Origin of the sequence: Prevotella sp. P4-51 (assembly GCF_002251455.1) — a bacterium.
GTDB lineage: Bacteria > Bacteroidota > Bacteroidia > Bacteroidales > Bacteroidaceae > Prevotella.
On sequence record NZ_NPJM01000031.1, the window covers coordinates 255,831 to 272,542 of the forward strand.

The window sequence follows — 16,712 nt, forward strand, 5'->3', positions numbered from 1 at the left end:
TCCCGACAAACAGTTAACTTTGCAGCACACGTCAGAAATCATCGCTATCCTAATATAAATGCAGAAATACGAATGCAATATAGCAGGAATACATTGGAAGATAAAACAAGTAGACAAAAACATGAAGAAAGGAAAAGATTACAGGAAGACCAAACGGGCTTGCTACCTTGGTTTTGTAACACAGGCCATCGTGGCCAATTTCACCCCTCTACTATTCATGGCCTTCCACCATGAGTACAAGATACCTATAGCCAGTCTGGCGTTGATTCCTGCTGTATTCTACATCATCCAACTGATTACAGACTTGCTGTGCGCCAAGTTCAAGAACATCAACTACCGCAAAAGTATCATCATCTCTGGGATAACATCAGCCACAGGCTTGATGGGGCTGGCATTTCTGCCAGAACTATTCCCCAATCCGCTGGTGGGAATACTCCTCTGTGTATGCGTGTATGCCATAGGTAGCGGGTTGATAGAGGTGTTGTGCAGCCCCATTATCGAGGCTTGCCCTTTCCCAAACAAGGAGGGCATGATGAGCCTGCTCCATTCCTTCTACTGTTGGGGAGCCGTGGGAGTGATAGTCGGCTCTACGCTTTTCTTTTCCCTATTCGGATTGGACCACTGGAGGTTTCTGGCCTGCCTATGGGCATTGATACCGCTCTACAACATCATCAATTTCGCGACATGCCCTATTGAACCCATTGTGCCCGATGCCGAGAGTATGAGCATGGGTCAACTGCTGCGCAATGGAATGTTCTGGATATTCCTACTGCTGATGGTAGCTGCCGGAGCCTCAGAAGCCACTATGGCACAGTGGACATCGGCCTTTGCCGAAGCCTCTCTGGGAGTAGAAAAGGCGATTGGTGATCTGGCCGGTCCCTGTGGATTTGCCTTTTGTATGGGTCTCGGCCGTCTATGGTATAGCAAGAAGGGACAGAATCTGGACCTGTCCGCCTATATGACATGGGCCGGGCTTCTGAGTCTGGTCGCTTACCTGACAGCTTCTTTAGCCTCTGTTCCGCTACTGAGTCTGGCCGGCTGCATGGTCAGCGGTCTGGCTGTAGGCATCATGTGGCCGGGTTCCATCAGTCTTACATCGGCACGGATACCCAACGGCGGTACTGCTCTTTTTGCCCTTCTGGCCCTTGCCGGCGATGCCGGCGGCACTTTTGGGCCATCTCTTGTGGGGCTTTGTACCCATTTTACAGGCGACGATATACATGGTGGCATTTTGGCCGCAACATTCTTCCCCGCTCTTCTGGTCGTATGCCTGCTCATTCTTCGCAGAAAAAGCGCCAGGTTATAACTCCAGCCCATGAAGATACCACCCGCCAGAGAAATAGTTTTTACGACATAAGCCGTCAATATACTGAAAAAAAACGCCCAAAACACTTGGGCATATCAGATAAAGTACCTAAATTTGTCATATAATTATTAAAATATCAAAGATAATGCTAACACAAACAGATCTTAACCAGATATCCCAGAGAGGGATAAGCGAAGAAAAAGTAATGGGGCAACTTCACCAGTTTGAGAAGGGCTTTCCATTTCTTAAATTAGAAGCCGCAGCCTCTATCGAAAAAGGCATTCTTGCCCTTGACGAGGTAGAACGCCAGCATGCCATTGAATCTTGGGACGAATATAAGGCTCACGGACATCGTGTAGTTAAATTTGTGCCCGCATCCGGTGCAGCCAGCCGCATGTTTAAGGACCTTTTCGGATTCCTTACTGCCGAATATGACACTCCTACCACTGAGTTTGAACACAAGTTCTTTGACAACATTCCCCACTTTGCTTTCCGTGAAGCCCTGTGCGACCAATGCAAGAAGAATAATGGCAAGGGTGTACGTGCCCTGCTCAAGGAGGAGAAATATAAAGATGTCGTTGCCAATCTGTTGGAGGAAAAGGGACTGAATTATGGACAACTGCCCAAAGGATTGCTCTTGTTCCACGCCTATGCCGACGGCGCTCGCACACCTATGGAAGAACATCTGGTTGAGGCCGCACTCTATGCAGCAAGCAACGACGAGGCCAATGTCCATTTCACCGTCAGCCACGAGCACCTACCGCTCTTCCGCAAAAAAGTAGAAGATTGCATTGCAAAGTACGAAGCCAAGTATGACATAAAGATTAATGTATCTTTCTCTGAGCAAAAGCCATCGACAGATACCATTGCGGTCAATACAGACAACACCCCATTCCGCAACGATGACGGATCATTGCTTTTCCGTCCGGGCGGACATGGTGCGCTCATCGAAAACCTCAACGACATTGACGCCGATGTTGTATTCATCAAGAATATAGACAATGTTGTGCCTGACCGCCTCAAAGGCGACACCGTACTTTATAAGAATGTATTGGCTGGAGTACTGGTTGAAAACCAGAAGCGGGCTTTTGAATATCTTGAGTTGCTCGACAGCGGCAACTACAATCATAAGGACCTTGAGGAAATCATCCGCTTTGTACAGCGCGACCTTTGCTGCCGCCGTGCCGATATCAAGGAACTCGAAGATGCCGAACTGGTAAGTTATCTGAGAAGCAAACTCAACCGCCCGATGCGCGTCTGCGGAGTAGTCAAGAATGTAGGCGAGCCTGGTGGTGGTCCTTTCCTGGCTTACAACCAAAACGGCACCGTAAGTTTACAGATATTGGAATCGAGCCAGATAGACAAGTCCAACCCCGAGTATGTCAAGATGTTTACCGAGGGTACACATTTCAACCCAGTTGACTTGGTTTGTGCCACCCGCGACTATAAAGGCAACCACTTCCATCTGCCCGACTACGTTGACCACAACACCGGCTTCATCAGCAGCAAGAGTAAGGGCGGCCGCGAACTGAAAGCACTGGAATTGCCTGGCCTTTGGAATGGAGCTATGAGCGATTGGAACACAATTTTTGTGGAAGTCCCACTCGACACATTCAACCCCGTAAAGACCGTCAACGACTTGTTGCGTCCGCAGCACCAGCCTGCTGAAGGAGAAGTAACACATAGTTGCCACCACGATTAAAGACCTACCATTAGCGGCGACTATTTCAACAGAGATAGTCGCCGCATATTTATCTATAATTAATGATGAACAGATATATGACACTCCTGACCATGCTATGCTGCCTGTTGGGATGTAAAGCCCAGAACGGCACCTTCCGCAGTTTACCCGCAGAAGAATTTGCAACAGCCATTGCCGACACGTCTATTGTGAGATTGGATGTGCGGACTGCAGCCGAATTTGCCGAAGGCCACATTGCACATGCCATCAATATCGATGTGCTCAAAGACGATTTTGAGAAACAAGCCCTTAAGCAGTTGCCCAAAGGTCAGACCATTGCCGTCAACTGCCGCAGCGGAAAGCGCAGCAAAACCGCCGCACGGATATTAGCCGGTCATGGTTACAAAGTGATAGAACTTGATTCGGGATATTTGGGATGGATTAAGGCCAAGCTGCCAGTTACTACCAAATGACAAGGCCACCATACTCCCCCATTCCGCTCACAGTTACGGCCATGCCAGAAGCACCCCAAGACAGCATGCCATAAAGATAGGCCACAACACCACTTTTATCAGACAAGCACAAGACAACTCCTTATTCACATATAAGGAGTTTTATTTTTCCCCAAGGCCCTCATACGCCAACAGTCCGTGCCATCCTGGATATCAACAGCCCCATATCGAAGCAACAATCCATGGACCAAAAACCACCCAAGGAGTGGAAACAACTCTCCCACCCGTCAAAGACGGCCATAATCACACAAATCTATATTGCAAGACTTGATTTATTCTTTGCAGACTTAGATCTGTTCATTGCAAGGTTCGAATCATCCGTTTCAAAACTTGCAAATAACTATAATCTGCCCATAAGAAAAACCATCGACAAGATAAGCGACGCCAAATAGGTTGGCTTACGGTCAAAAGGACAAGGAATGGCCCTTGCCGGAAATGCCCCTCCAAACGTAGGGACAGAAAAAAGCCACAAGCATGGAAACGGCTTGTGGCTATGGATGTTTGAAATAATTCTATACAGGAGTATCTGTGGGGTCGTCGCGGAACAGGTCGTTAATCTTCGAGGTTTCATCTCCGTCAAACCAGGTAGCCAGCTTGGCCTTAGCCTTGTCCTTGACATCCTCGGACACTTCGCCCCAAATCTTATGAAGCACATAGAGCAACACAACGAGGTCGTCGCCCAATCCTGCTATAGGGATCGCGTCGGGCACCACATCCAAAGGAGAAATAAGGTATCCGAGCGCGCCGACAATCATTGCCTTGTCTTTGAGCGACACCTTATCGCTCTGCAAGGTATAAAACAAAATCAATGCCACGTAAACCAACTTGGCACCGGCACGCTTGGCCACGCGCTGAATCTTTTCAACAAACTTGCTATTCGAAAACTTGTCCTTATAGCTCATGAAATCGGGAAGTTCGATATTTGCCATATCAATGTTCGTTTTATCAGTAATAAATCTAAAGATTAAAAGAAAGGCAGTTTCCTGATAAGCCGGGTTCTGTATCCACAAGTGGAGCCCTGTCATTTATCTAGTCTGCAAGTCACCTCACAGCTCAAGCATTCTACCCTCCGCCGTTGTCAAAGACATCAAGCGAGCAGCTTTCAGACGACGGTTTACATGAACTTGCAACCTCCAGGAAGTACAGCTCGACGATCACCCGCCGACTGGTAGTCTCTTACACTACCTTCTCACCCTTTCCCGACACATACGCTGTCAAAACAACATATAGTATCATGGTGGTTATTTTCTTCTACTTTCCCCTACTGTCACCAATAGCTTCTATTTTCGGAAGTGGAGCGCTCTGCGTTGCCCGGACTTTCCTCTCGCCCTCGCAAGAGAGCCAGCGGCAGGGCCGGGAAACTGCCTTTCTTTCTGCAAAATTAGATTTTTTTCATGAAAAACCACAACTATACTTCAAAAAAATCACTTTTTACCTCGTTTATCAGCCAAATAGCTTGCCATTCTTATGCTCCAGCCCTCCAAAAACAGCATTGACAAGGATAATAAAAAGATGTAAAAATCGTGATGATGGCGCTTAATAGCCGTTAAGTGGGCAAATAAAAGTGTTAAATTGAAATAAAGCGGACTGCCAAAATGGCAGTTTCACAAACTTTGGGAGTATATTTGCAGATATAATTACAAAGAGGATTGACAACCTCAACCAAAAGAAAGAACAAAATAAACATAAGATTAAAAACAAACGAGTATGAAAACGTATTCAAAGTATCTTTTTGGGGCCTTGAGCATTGTTGCCATAGCTCTCTCTGCCGGCTCTTTCATCAAAGCCTATGCCACACCAGCCAGTGTAGCCATTGCTGGCCAGCCGGTAGATTTAACCTATGCCGCCGAGAAATCATTGCCGGCGGTAGTACATATAAAATATGTGCAGAACTCCAAGGTGCAGACGGTGGAAGTTCCAAGCTCTCCATTCGATGATTTCTTTGGCGATTTCTTCGGATTCGGCCAGGGCAACGGAGGCAAGCGCAAGCAGCAGATCCAGACTCCTAAGAAGCAAGCTACCGGTTCTGGTGTCATCATCTCTTCCGACGGCTACATCGTTACCAACAATCATGTAGTTAACGGAGCCGACGAACTGACTGTGACCCTGAATGACAACCGCGAGTTCTCGGCACGCATCATCGGCACTGACCCCTCTACCGACCTGGCACTGATTAAGGTCAACGGCAAGGATTTACCCACCCTCCCCATTGGCGATTCCGACAAGCTGAAGGTGGGAGAATGGGTGATAGCCGTAGGTAATCCCTATGGATTGAACAATACTGTGACAGCAGGTATCGTAAGCGCCAAGGCACGCTCGCTGTATGCCCAGCAGAATGGCGTGGAGAGTTTCATACAGACCGATGCGGCCATCAATCCCGGTAATTCCGGCGGCGCCCTGGTCAATACCAAGGGAGAATTGGTCGGTATCAATGCCATGCTATATTCTCAGACAGGTTCGTTTACTGGTTATGGTTTTGCCATACCTACCACCATCATGAACAAAGTGGTAAGCGACTTGAAAGAATATGGAACCGTTCAGCGTGCATATCTCGGAATCACCGGTGGCGACCTGCTGAACCAGATCAACGCGCTCAAAGACAGTGGCAAAGATGCTGATTTCGGCACAAACGAAGGTGTCTATGTGTCTAAGGTGGATCCCGACGGCGCTGGCGCCGAAGCCGGACTTGAGGAAGGCGATGTCATCATAAGTATCGATGGAAAGAAGATTGGCAAGATGGCTGAACTCCAGGAGCATATGGCCAACAAGCGTCCTGGCGACAAGCTCAGCGTAACCTACATTCACAAGAAGAAGAAAGTGACCAAGACCGTCACTCTCAAGAATGCGCAAGGTACAACCAAAGTGGTAAAGACTGCTGACTTGGATGTATTGGGCGGTTCGTTTGCACCGGTCAACAAAGATACAAAGGAACAACTTGGCATCAACTATGGTCTCGAAGTAATCAAGGTGACCGATGGTCCGCTGAAGAAGAAGGGAATTGAAAAAGGATTCATTATCCTTCAGGCCAATGACACTCCCATAAAGGCCATCAACGACCTGCAAGAGACTGTCAAGAAGGCATCGACAAGCAAGGACCCCGTACTATATATAAAAGGTATATGGCCCACTGGCAAACGTGACTACTTTGCAATAGAAGTAAATTAGGATATATAACAATTCAGTTACCAACGAGTATAATGGACGCAACTCCAAGCCAGACAAGCTCAGAGTTGCGTCCATTTTGTTAAATAAAAACGAAAATACTTGCATATATAAAGCAAAAATACTACATTTGCAGAAAAGTGACAAACAATAGCTTTATGAGACAACTGAAAATCACAAAATCAATAACAAGCCGCGAGAACGCCTCGTTTGACAGGTATCTGCAAGAAATCGGCCGTGAGGAATTGCTAACGGTTGAAGAGGAGGTCGAGCTGGCTCAGCGCATCAAAAAGGGCGATCATAAAGCATTGGAAAAGCTCACCAAAGCCAATCTAAGATTCGTCGTTTCTGTGGCCAAACAATACCAGAACCAGGGACTGAGTCTCCCCGACCTTATCAATGAAGGCAATGTGGGACTCATCAAGGCTGCCGAAAAATTTGACGAAACCCGAGGCTTCAAGTTCATTTCGTATGCTGTGTGGTGGATTAGACAAAGTATACTGCAGGCAATAGCCGAAAAGAGCAATATGATAAAGCTCCCGCTCAATCAAGTTGGAGCCGTCAATAAAATATCCCACGCATCCAGCGTTTTCGAACAAGAGCACGAGCGCCGTCCGAGTCTCAATGAAATGGCCGATGAGCTGAATATGCCGGAAGATAAAATCGAAGATGCCTTCAAGGCAACCAGAAGACACGTTTCGGTTGATGCCCCAATAAATGACGACGAAGACAACAGCCTACTTGACGTTATTGCAAGTGATGAGGGTGCAGAAGCAGACAATGAACTGGTTGCGGAATCTCTAAGAGAAGAGATTTGCAGAGCATTGAGTGTTCTCAATGACAGGGAGCGCATCATCATCAAATCATTTTTTGGCATCAATCAAGCAGAACAGACCCTTGAAGAAATCGCCACAAAGTGTGGGCTGACTCGTGAAAGGGTAAGACAAGTCAAAGAAAAGGCTATACGTAAATTAAGAAATAATACAAAGAGTAAACTTCTAAAGAGTTATTTAGGAAGATAAAAGAAAGAACAATGAACAAAATTATTACCATTACACTTATTCTGATATGCGCAATTGTTTCAGGTAATGTAAGCGCTGCCAACAAGAAGAGTGACATTTATGCATTTGGTTTTTCGGCATCATTTAATGATTCAACGGTATATTTTACAGATATACAGTTGGTTAAAGATGTAACTATCGAGCACAAAAGCCATTTTCTGGAGAACCGGGACTTATATTCAAAACAGTTGAGTCAGCACCTTTCGGACCAAGGAATGCCTGCGAGAGTGTGCGTAATTTTCTTTGATGCCAAACTCAAGAATATAGAGAAGCAGTTTACCAAGCTCAAGAAGAAGTATGCCAAGAACGGGAAATACGAACTGAAATATGTAGGCGCCAACGAGTTCCAATTCAAGGCAATAGAATCAGACGAAGAGCAACAGGCCGAAAGCCCAACCAAGAAGACAAAGAAAGCAAAGAAGAACAAGAAAAAGGATAAATAAAGTACGACTTCCCGAACTATGAACAGCAACTACTGGTTCTCGATAGCCGAGCTGACTATTAAGCTCATCTTCAAAGAGGATGGGCTTAATAATTTGTCTCTACTACCCTCTTTTTCTCCATTTGAGATTGCCGAACCCTCCAAAGAGGACAACCTCTTTGAGCTTACCATAGATGACAAGACCGCACCCATTGCAAAAAGTGAACGGGTACGCATAAAGACCATTGACACTGGCAATGGCAACATCATAGTTGACCAGACAAATGATGGAAGACACCAGTTTATCATCAAAGACATTAATGGAAATAGTTGTTGCCTATTGATTGCCAACAAAGAGTTTTCCGTCTGCCAGTGCGCACTCAACGGCAACTATGACATGCGTAGTTTCGGTCTGAACAATGCCATCATGATTGCTTATGCTTTTGCCAGTTGCAAATATAACACCTTATTAATACACGCATCCCTGGTAAGGCAAAACGGTTATGGATATGCATTTATCGCTAAAAGCGGTACCGGAAAGAGCACACAGGTCAGCATGTGGCTCAAACACCTTCCAAACTGCGACCTGATGAATGACGATAACCCCATTATCAGAATTATAGACAACGTTCCCGTAATCTATGGAAGTCCTTGGAGTGGCAAGACTCCATGCTACCGCAATATCAAAGCCCATTTAGGAGCAATAACTCAAATTGACCGTGCACCGCAAAACAGCATAGACCGATTATCCCCTATAGATGCACTGGTAAACTTTATCCCAGCATGCTCAAGCATCAGGTGGGATGAGAATATCTACGATGACATTATAAAAAATATTACCCAGGTAATAGAAAAAACGCCATTCTATATATTGCATTGCCTGCCCAACAAAGAGGCTGCCGTTATCTGTAACAAGACCATTTCGCGCACTTAGCATAAATCGTGGCATACTTACCACGCAGAAGTATAACGGTTTTTAATAAATATGCAGATTTATTGGGCTGCTTTTTATATTTTTTATACATTGCCTTTGGTTTTATTCATTTTTTTACTATTTTTGCAAGTGAATAAGGGAGAATTAGCAAGTGAGAAACCGTATCGCCACCATATTACTGTCAGCTTTGCTCTTCGTTTCATGCGAACCAAAGATTAAACCTTTTGAAGATGACCTTCAAAAGGGCAACATCACGATTGCCAGATATGACAGATTGCAAAGCCGGTATCTCACGACCGGTGATTATTCTGCCTTGCAGGAAATGAACACAGAATACCCTGTAGAGACACGTACTCTCATAGAAAAAGTATTGCAGATTGGCGAGGTGGTTGAGCCTGACATAAGTTCCAAATACCTAAGATTTTACCAAGACTCCACACTGCAGATTCTCATATCTGACACCGAAGCCGAGTTTGCTGATATGGATGACTTGAACAAGGATTTCAGCAAGAGTTTTTCCAGACTACGTAAAAGCCTGCCCAACATACCACTTCCCAAGGTCTACGCCCAAATAGGCGCTTTGGACCAAAGTGTCATCATTGGCAACAAGAGTATCGGTATCTGTCTGGACAAATATCTTGGTATCAACTACCCATTGTACAAAAAGTACTATTCATACCAACAACGTACAAGCATGACCCGCGCATACATTGTACCGGATGCAATGGTTTTCTACCTGCTCAGTTTTTATCCCCTGTCAAATATAGACAAGCGCACTCAGCTTGAAAGAGATTTACACATCGCAAAAATCATGTGGATTACGAACAAGGCGCTCGAGCGGAAAATCTTCCAAACGAAATATGTGCTGCTGATTGACAATTATATGCGCAAGCACAGAAGCAGAACTGTCGAGCAACTGCTCAGTCAGGATGATTACACCACCTTGCTTCCTTGACAAATGTTGTTCTTCTCGAGATATTTGTTAAGAAGATGTACAAACTCATGATTCTTCAATCCCCATTTTGGGGCCAGAAGCATCTCGCCAGGTGACTGGCTAAGAAAGCGCTCCAGAACTATATCTTTGCGCAGTAATGGCAAGTACTCTCCTATCAATTCGATATATTCTTCGACACTGAAAAGATGAAAAGGAGCCTCTGAGTATTGTCGCGCCATACATGTACCTTTGATAATCTGCAACTGATGCAGTTTGAGGATATCCAGAGGCAAGTCAGATATCACGGAGGCTTGTCGCAAGATTTCTTCCCTATCTTCCCCTGGCAGTCCAAGTATAATGTGAACACCTACAAGAATTCCCCGACAATGCACGGCTTCTATGGCATTGACGCTATCTGCAAAGGTATGCCCCCGGTTGACCAGCAGTAGCGTCTCGTCATTAGCACTCTCCACTCCCAATTCAACGATTACGAAGGTTCGCCTATTCAGTTCTTCCAGATAGTCCAAAATCTCTGGCGACAAACAATCCGGACGAGTTCCTATCACAATACCCACCACATCCTCGTCACTCAGAGCCTCCTCATACAGTTGCTTAAGCCTTGGCACAGGAGCATATGTGTTGGAATAGGCTTGGAAATATGCGAGGTATTTCATATCCGGATACTTACGAGCAAAGAATGCTTTCCCCTCCTCCAACTGTTCTGTTATACTTTTACGGCTATTGCAATATGATGGGTTAAATGTATGGTTGTCACAAAATGTACAACCTCCACGCGAAATCTTCCCATCCCGATTAGGACAAGAGAAACCTGCATCAACCGATATTTTCTGAACCCTAAACGGGAAGCGGCGGCGTATCCAAGCGCCGAAATCATTATAAGCCTGCTGCATAGTATGCAAAATTACAAAAAAACAACAATTTCGGACTGATAATAACGAAGATTTTGTAACTTTGCATACAGTCATATACATATAATCACCAATATGAGAAAACAATTATTAATACTTGCAGTTCTTGCATTGACTTGTACAGAACTGACCGCTTCAAAAAAGATGGACATCAAAACCATTGCATCTGGATACTTTTCCGCAAAGACCATCCATGGAATTGACCCCATACCTGGTACAGACCAGTATGCACGCATCAGCGATGATGGCAAACAGATTATACAAAACTCATTTAAGACCGGCAAACAAACGGCCGTTCTTTTTGATGTCAACAAGACCATAGGTGAAAAGATAACAAAGTTCGACGGATACATTCTATCGCCCAAGGGTGACAAATTTCTCATACAGACAAATACCGAGAAAGTGTACCGCCACTCTTTCAAGGCAGACTATTATATCTATACGATAAAATCCACAAAACTGGAGCGTCTTTCCGACGGCGGCAAGCAGCAAGTTCCCCTATGGTCGCCTGACGGGAACCAGATTGCTTTCGTCCGCGACAACAATCTGTTCCTCATCAAGCTATTATACGACAATGCGGAGAGTCAGGTCACAAAAGATGGCAAATTTAACGAGACCATCAATGGTATCCCCGACTGGGTCAACGAAGAAGAATTTGGCAACAACCGCTCTTTCTGCTTTAACGGGGATGGAACTATGCTTTGCTGGATAAAATACGATGAAAGCAAGGTGAAATCATACTCTCTGCAAATGTTCAAGGGCAAACATCCCACTCGTAATGAATATAGCACCTATCCTGGTGAATATTCATATAAATATCCTAAAGCCGGAGAAGACAATTCTGTTGTCAGTGCATGGAGCTTTGACATAAAGAGCAGACAAACCAAGAAACTTAACGTTCCTTCAGATAATGACAGCTACATGCCAAGAATAAAGATGACCAACGATCCTCTTCGGATAATTGTATACACCATGAATCGTCATCAGGATGAACTGAATTTGTATGCCGTCAATCCGAGGAGCACTACAGCCCAGCTGCTTATTAAAGAAAAAGCAGATTGCTATATACAAGAACAGGCCATGGCAGATATTATCATTGGGCGGAGCACTATCCTCTTGCCAAGTGATCGTGACGGTTATATGCAGATTTACCTTTACAATCAGAATGGTACAATGATAAGAAAAATCGGTGACGGCAAACATGACATTACTTCCATATATGGATATAATGAGGAGAATGGAGATGTTTATTATCAAGCAGCTGCATTAAATCCACACGACCGCCAAGTATTTGTTTCTCATAAAAACGGCAAAGTAGAAAGACTGACCGACCAGGAAGGATGGAACAGCGCTATCTTCTCTGGCGACTATCAGTTCTTTATCAATACATGGAGCAACTACAACACACCTTATACATTCACATTGCGTTCACAGAAAGGCAAGGTTTTGTCCGTGCTGCTCGACAACAGCAAGCTAAAGGTCAAAATGGCAGAATATGGATGGAGCAAACGAGAGCCATTTACATTCACTACTTCTGAAGGAATATCTCTGGATGGATGGATGTTAAAACCGAACAATTTCGACCCATCTCACAAGTATCCCGTTATCCTGTTCCAATACAGTGGCCCAGGCAGCCAGCAAGTGGTTGATTCTTGGAAAGCCGGTTCATTAGGCAACGGCGGAGCATTTGACCAATATCTTGTTCAGCAAGGTTTTATTGTAGTATGCGTAGATGGCAGAGGCACTGGTGGTCGAGGAGCCAAATTTGAAAAATGCATTTACCAACAGATGGGCGTCCTTGAATCAAAGGACCAGGTAGAAACTGCGCTTTGGTTAGGCAACCAAACCTATATCGACAAACAGCACATAGGCATTTGGGGATGGAGCTTCGGAGGTTTTAACACCCTCATGAGCATGAGTGAAGGCCGCAATGTCTTCTATGCCGGCGTAGCTGTCGCACCTCCTACAGACTGGAGATATTATGACACCATCTATACCGAACGTTATATGCGTACTCCCAAAGAGAATCCGCAGGGTTATGACAACTCACCTATAGGATGGGCCAACAAACTTAACGGAAAATTGCTGATTTGCCATGGATTGGCCGACGACAACGTTCACCCACAGAATACATTTGAATACACAGAATCGCTGATAGAAGCCGACAAAGATTTCTCCGAACTTTTGTACACCAACCGCAATCACAGTATATATGGTGGAAATACGCGCAATCACTTAATGAGACAGATTGCCAACTTCTTCATCACCAATCTCAAGTAACAGTATTACCACTGGCAATAGACAACAAATGCCCGTTACATCGTTCAACGCTTGTAACGGGCATTATTATTGTCTGGCAGTCAGTTCAAAGCCAAGGCATTGATTGCGTTAAATCTCAATGATACCACATTTGAACCATTGATTGGCCAGTTCCTTGGCATCTTCCAACGCCACAGTTTCTTCAACCTCATATTGTTCCGTGAGCAGTCGGGCCATCTCCTCTACCGTGAAGTCTTTTCCGTCTACCTGTTCCCAGAGATATGCCGAACTGGCATTCATACTGATGATATCACTAAAGTCAATATTCTCTACGCCTTCCGCCAGCAATATCTTCTCTCCACATACTTCGCGGAGCTTGAATCCTTTCTTTGTTCTCATATGCAATTATTCTTAAATGGGTTTAAACATTTTCAACCAAACACGCCGATAGAAAGCCAACAGATATCTTCGACATGGTCTGAGCAGCATCCATATAATGGAATACAGCCCCCACTTGATGCCATTCGTCTTGTCGATGGCAGAGCGCCCTTTGCGATAGAAGCCGACTGCAAAACCAATGATATCACTGCGTTTGCAATGTTCCGGCACCAGATTGCCATCACCCAGCAGGGTTATTTCATCTCCTTTGATTTTTACTATACGATGTAAGACATAACCTCCTTGCGGAAGCCTGGCCAAGACTGCATCGCCAACGGCAATATGACAAGCCTTAATGAGCAAAGCCTTATCTCGATTGTCTTCAAGGAACGGGCGCATACTGTAACCCCTTAATTGTAGCGTAACCGTATGCCCCTCATTAAGGAGCGCCTCTATTTGTGGTAGCAGAACAACATTAGGAAACTGCTTTGTTCCTTTGCTGACAGAAGGATGCAATCTACTAAACTCTTTTTTACGATGAAAATAATACTGCCACAAGATACTATAAGAAGATCTCACCTGGACATCCGGAGCGCTTTCCTGTCGAAGCTGAATTTCCTGACGTTCGGAAAGAAATTGTTTCTTCCATTTGTGAAAAGCACGACGAGCTTTAACTACAGCCTTGAAGTCACCCCAGCTACGATTAAGTATCAACATTTGGAATGCAGCAAGGTAATCAAGCCACCATCTGACAGCCATAACATGTCTTAAGTCCTTGTCGGGCAAATTCTTATAAAGCATCGTAAGGTTGTTGCGGAAATTCAAGAATGTCTTTCTGGGATTGCTTTTATTCAGAGTGCCACCACCTACATGGAACACCTTGCTCTGTGGAATACAATACAATTTGCGTCCCATCAATCGCAGGCGCCAACACATATCGATTTCCTCACTATGGGCAAAGAAGCGACCATCCAAGCCGCCTACAGCCCAGTAGTCCGAGCTTCTAATAAGCATACAGGCCCCTGTTGTCCATTGGATTTCCATAGGATTGTCATATTGGCCCTTGTCATACTCTATCGTATCAAATATGCGGCCACGACAATAGGGATAACCATACTTATCAATGAATCCGCCACAAGCACCCGCATACTCGAAACTATGACGATCGGAGATAGAGAGAATTTTAGGCTGGCATGCTGCCACATCATGATTTGCTTCCATAAACCACAACATCGGCTCAATCCAATCAGACGTCACTTCGACATCCGAATTCAGCAAGAGATAATACTCAGCATCAATCTGCTGCAGAGCTTTGTTATATCCGTCAGCGAAACCATAATTCTTATCCAATTCGATAACACGCACATCTGGAAAATCGCTATTCAACAGCTGAAGCGAATCGTCACTCGAAGCATTGTCTGCCACAAAGACAACACTATCGGCGATAAGATTGGACTGCAATATGGGCAAGAAGCGTTTCAGCATATCCCGCCCATTCCAATTCAATATAACAATGGCTATTTTCATATCAATTCCGCCTTTAGAGCTGATTTGTCGTGGTTGAAATCACCCAATCTCACACGCAGAATCTGGTTGTCATATTCCGTTTTAGCATCTTTGGGGGATAGCTCTACACGAATATAGTTTTCTGTAAAACCATGCATGAATCTGCCACGAGTAGATTTCTCAAACAATACATCAACTTCCTTACCGATGTTTCGGCTATAGAAGTCGATGGTTTTGCTATCGCTCAGCGCCAAGAGTCTGTTACACCGCTTTTTCTTTTCAGCATCATCGACCACATAGGGAATCGAAAGCGCTGAAGTTCCTGGGCGTTCAGAATATGGGAATACATGCAGCTGAGTGACATCCAATCCATCAAGAAAATCATAACACTCTTCAAAATGTTCAGGATGTTCTCCACGACATCCGACCATCACATCTACACCTATAAAGGCATCAGGCATAAGTCGCTTGATAAGATTGATTTTATGAGCAAAAAGTGCTTTGTCATAACGACGATGCATCAGACGCAATACATGATCAGAGCCACTCTGAAGAGGTATGTGAAAATGCGGCATGAAAGCACGACTTTGTGCACAATACTCTATCAGTTCGTCGTCCAGCAAATCGGGCTCCAAGCTGCTGATACGGTATCGCTTGATACCCTCGATTTTATCCAGGGCCTTTACCAAATCGATAAATCGCTCTTTCGTGGTGGCTCCGAAATCACCAATATTAACACCCGTAAGCACAATTTCCTTTCCACCTTCGTCAGCTGCCTGCCGTGCCTGCTCCACCAAAGATTCGATAGAAGGATTACGCGAAAAACCACGGGCATAAGGTATAGTACAATACGTACAGAAATAACTGCAACCATCCTGGACTTTCAAGAAATAGCGAGTTCTGTTTCCTCGCGAACAGGAAGGCTGGAATGTTTTGATATCCTTGGTTTTGACAGAATGATATATATGTAAATGTGCACCATCCGTCCGGTTACTCCATGCATCGGATAAGAACTGCACAAGGTTTGCCTTCTCATTACTGCCCAAGACCAAATCCACCCCATCAATATTGGCAACCTTTTGAGATTCAAGCTGGGCATAACACCCCGTCACAATCACAAATGCATGAGGATGTTCCCTTACCATGCGACGAATTATAGAACGGCACTTACGATCGGCAACATCTGTAACCGAACAGGTATTTACGAGACATATGTCGGCACGCTCACCTTTTTCAACAGTACCGACACCCATAGCTTCAAGCGTCTTTGCAAAGGTGGACGTTTCGGAAAAATTCAACTTACACCCTAAAGTATAGTAAGCTGCCTTTTTCCCTTGGAATGCAGATGTATCTATCATATTAATTAATTATAATGCAAAGTTAGCAAAAACTTTAGAGCTATTTGACTGATTTGGCATCAATTTTAATGATTGTATACAAAACACTGGCCAATAATCCAGTAACCGAGACCACATTTTTCAGCTCCAAAAGAAGGTTTTTTAGATGATATGAATCAACTCGCAGAAAATTAACCTTATTTCACAGTTTGTAATAAATTGTATTTCAGTCGTTTTCAAAAAAGTTACAATTAACACTAAAAAAAAACTCAAAAAGATGAACAACCTATTG

General features: G+C 44.6%; 14 protein-coding genes and 1 other RNA gene. 9 read left to right on the forward strand and 6 right to left on the reverse strand.

The window, feature by feature from the left end:
- The first annotated feature begins 121 nt into the window (after positions 1-121).
- From CIK94_RS03905 to CIK94_RS03915, 3 genes are all read left to right on the forward strand, one after another.
- Complete coding sequence (locus tag CIK94_RS03905; protein WP_022311508.1) at positions 122-1,306, forward strand: sugar MFS transporter; 1,185 nt, start codon at positions 122-124, stop codon at positions 1,304-1,306.
- 145 nt (positions 1,307-1,451) lie between these two features.
- A complete protein-coding gene (locus tag CIK94_RS03910; RefSeq protein WP_094421399.1) occupies positions 1,452-3,008 on the forward strand; it encodes a DUF4301 family protein in 1,557 nt (518 codons plus the stop codon).
- Positions 3,009-3,070: 62 nt separating this feature from the next.
- Positions 3,071-3,460, forward strand: coding sequence for a rhodanese-like domain-containing protein (locus tag CIK94_RS03915; RefSeq protein ID WP_254046042.1), 390 nt, complete (start codon positions 3,071-3,073; stop codon positions 3,458-3,460).
- 551 nt (positions 3,461-4,011) lie between these two features.
- Here CIK94_RS03915 and CIK94_RS03925 read toward each other — a convergent pair.
- The gene (locus CIK94_RS03925) at positions 4,012-4,419 is read right to left on the reverse strand and encodes a YkvA family protein (protein WP_094387478.1); all 408 of its coding nucleotides are present in this window, start codon (positions 4,417-4,419) and stop codon (positions 4,012-4,014) included.
- A gap of 51 nt (positions 4,420-4,470) precedes the next feature.
- An RNA gene (gene rnpB / locus CIK94_RS03930) (RNase P RNA component class A) lies at positions 4,471-4,864 on the reverse strand.
- 342 nt (positions 4,865-5,206) lie between these two features.
- On the opposite strand from rnpB, the gene CIK94_RS03935 reads away from it, so the two are divergent.
- The 5 genes from CIK94_RS03935 to CIK94_RS03955 all read left to right on the forward strand — a co-directional run bounded on the left by CIK94_RS03935 (position 5,207) and on the right by CIK94_RS03955 (position 10,032).
- Positions 5,207-6,664 carry a Do family serine endopeptidase gene (locus CIK94_RS03935; protein ID WP_022311513.1) on the forward strand — a complete coding sequence of 486 codons (1,458 nt, stop codon included), beginning with the start codon at positions 5,207-5,209 and terminating at the stop codon, positions 6,662-6,664.
- Between the two features lie 155 nt (positions 6,665-6,819).
- On the forward strand, positions 6,820-7,683 hold the full coding sequence (locus CIK94_RS03940) for an RNA polymerase sigma factor RpoD/SigA (RefSeq protein ID WP_094421403.1): 864 nt from the start codon (positions 6,820-6,822) through the stop codon (positions 7,681-7,683).
- An 11-nt stretch (positions 7,684-7,694) separates the two neighbouring features.
- Positions 7,695-8,165, forward strand: a complete 471-nt coding sequence (locus tag CIK94_RS03945) for a hypothetical protein (RefSeq protein ID WP_022311515.1) — start codon at positions 7,695-7,697, stop codon at positions 8,163-8,165.
- An 18-nt stretch (positions 8,166-8,183) separates the two neighbouring features.
- On the forward strand, positions 8,184-9,077 hold the full coding sequence (locus CIK94_RS03950; RefSeq protein WP_022311516.1) for a hypothetical protein: 894 nt from the start codon (positions 8,184-8,186) through the stop codon (positions 9,075-9,077).
- Between the two features lie 322 nt (positions 9,078-9,399).
- Positions 9,400-10,032 carry a gliding motility protein GldB gene (locus CIK94_RS03955; protein ID WP_371591640.1) on the forward strand — a complete coding sequence of 211 codons (633 nt, stop codon included), beginning with the start codon at positions 9,400-9,402 and terminating at the stop codon, positions 10,030-10,032.
- Here the strand turns inward: CIK94_RS03955 and CIK94_RS03960 are convergent.
- A complete protein-coding gene (locus tag CIK94_RS03960) occupies positions 10,011-10,922 on the reverse strand; it encodes a TIGR01212 family radical SAM protein (RefSeq protein ID WP_094421405.1) in 912 nt (303 codons plus the stop codon). The two genes, CIK94_RS03955 and CIK94_RS03960, sit on opposite strands and share 22 nt — an antisense overlap.
- A 93-nt stretch (positions 10,923-11,015) precedes the next feature.
- Between CIK94_RS03960 and CIK94_RS03965 the strand changes: the two genes are divergently transcribed.
- A complete protein-coding gene (locus CIK94_RS03965; RefSeq protein WP_094421407.1) occupies positions 11,016-13,220 on the forward strand; it encodes a S9 family peptidase in 2,205 nt (734 codons plus the stop codon).
- Positions 13,221-13,328: 108 nt separating this feature from the next.
- Here CIK94_RS03965 and CIK94_RS03970 read toward each other — a convergent pair whose 3' ends face one another.
- The 3 genes from CIK94_RS03970 to mtaB are packed head-to-tail and all read right to left on the reverse strand — an operon-like array spanning position 13,329 to position 16,441.
- Positions 13,329-13,598 (reverse strand): PqqD family protein, encoded by a 270-nt coding sequence (locus CIK94_RS03970; protein ID WP_022311521.1) that lies wholly within the window; start codon positions 13,596-13,598, stop codon positions 13,329-13,331.
- A gap of 12 nt (positions 13,599-13,610) precedes the next feature.
- Positions 13,611-15,104 (reverse strand): glycosyltransferase, encoded by a 1,494-nt coding sequence (locus tag CIK94_RS03975; RefSeq protein WP_022311522.1) that lies wholly within the window; start codon positions 15,102-15,104, stop codon positions 13,611-13,613.
- Positions 15,101-16,441, reverse strand: a complete 1,341-nt coding sequence (mtaB, locus tag CIK94_RS03980) for a tRNA (N(6)-L-threonylcarbamoyladenosine(37)-C(2))-methylthiotransferase MtaB (protein WP_094421409.1) — start codon at positions 16,439-16,441, stop codon at positions 15,101-15,103. Before mtaB ends, CIK94_RS03975 begins: the two co-directional genes overlap by 4 nt.
- Positions 16,442-16,712: the final 271 nt, after the last annotated feature.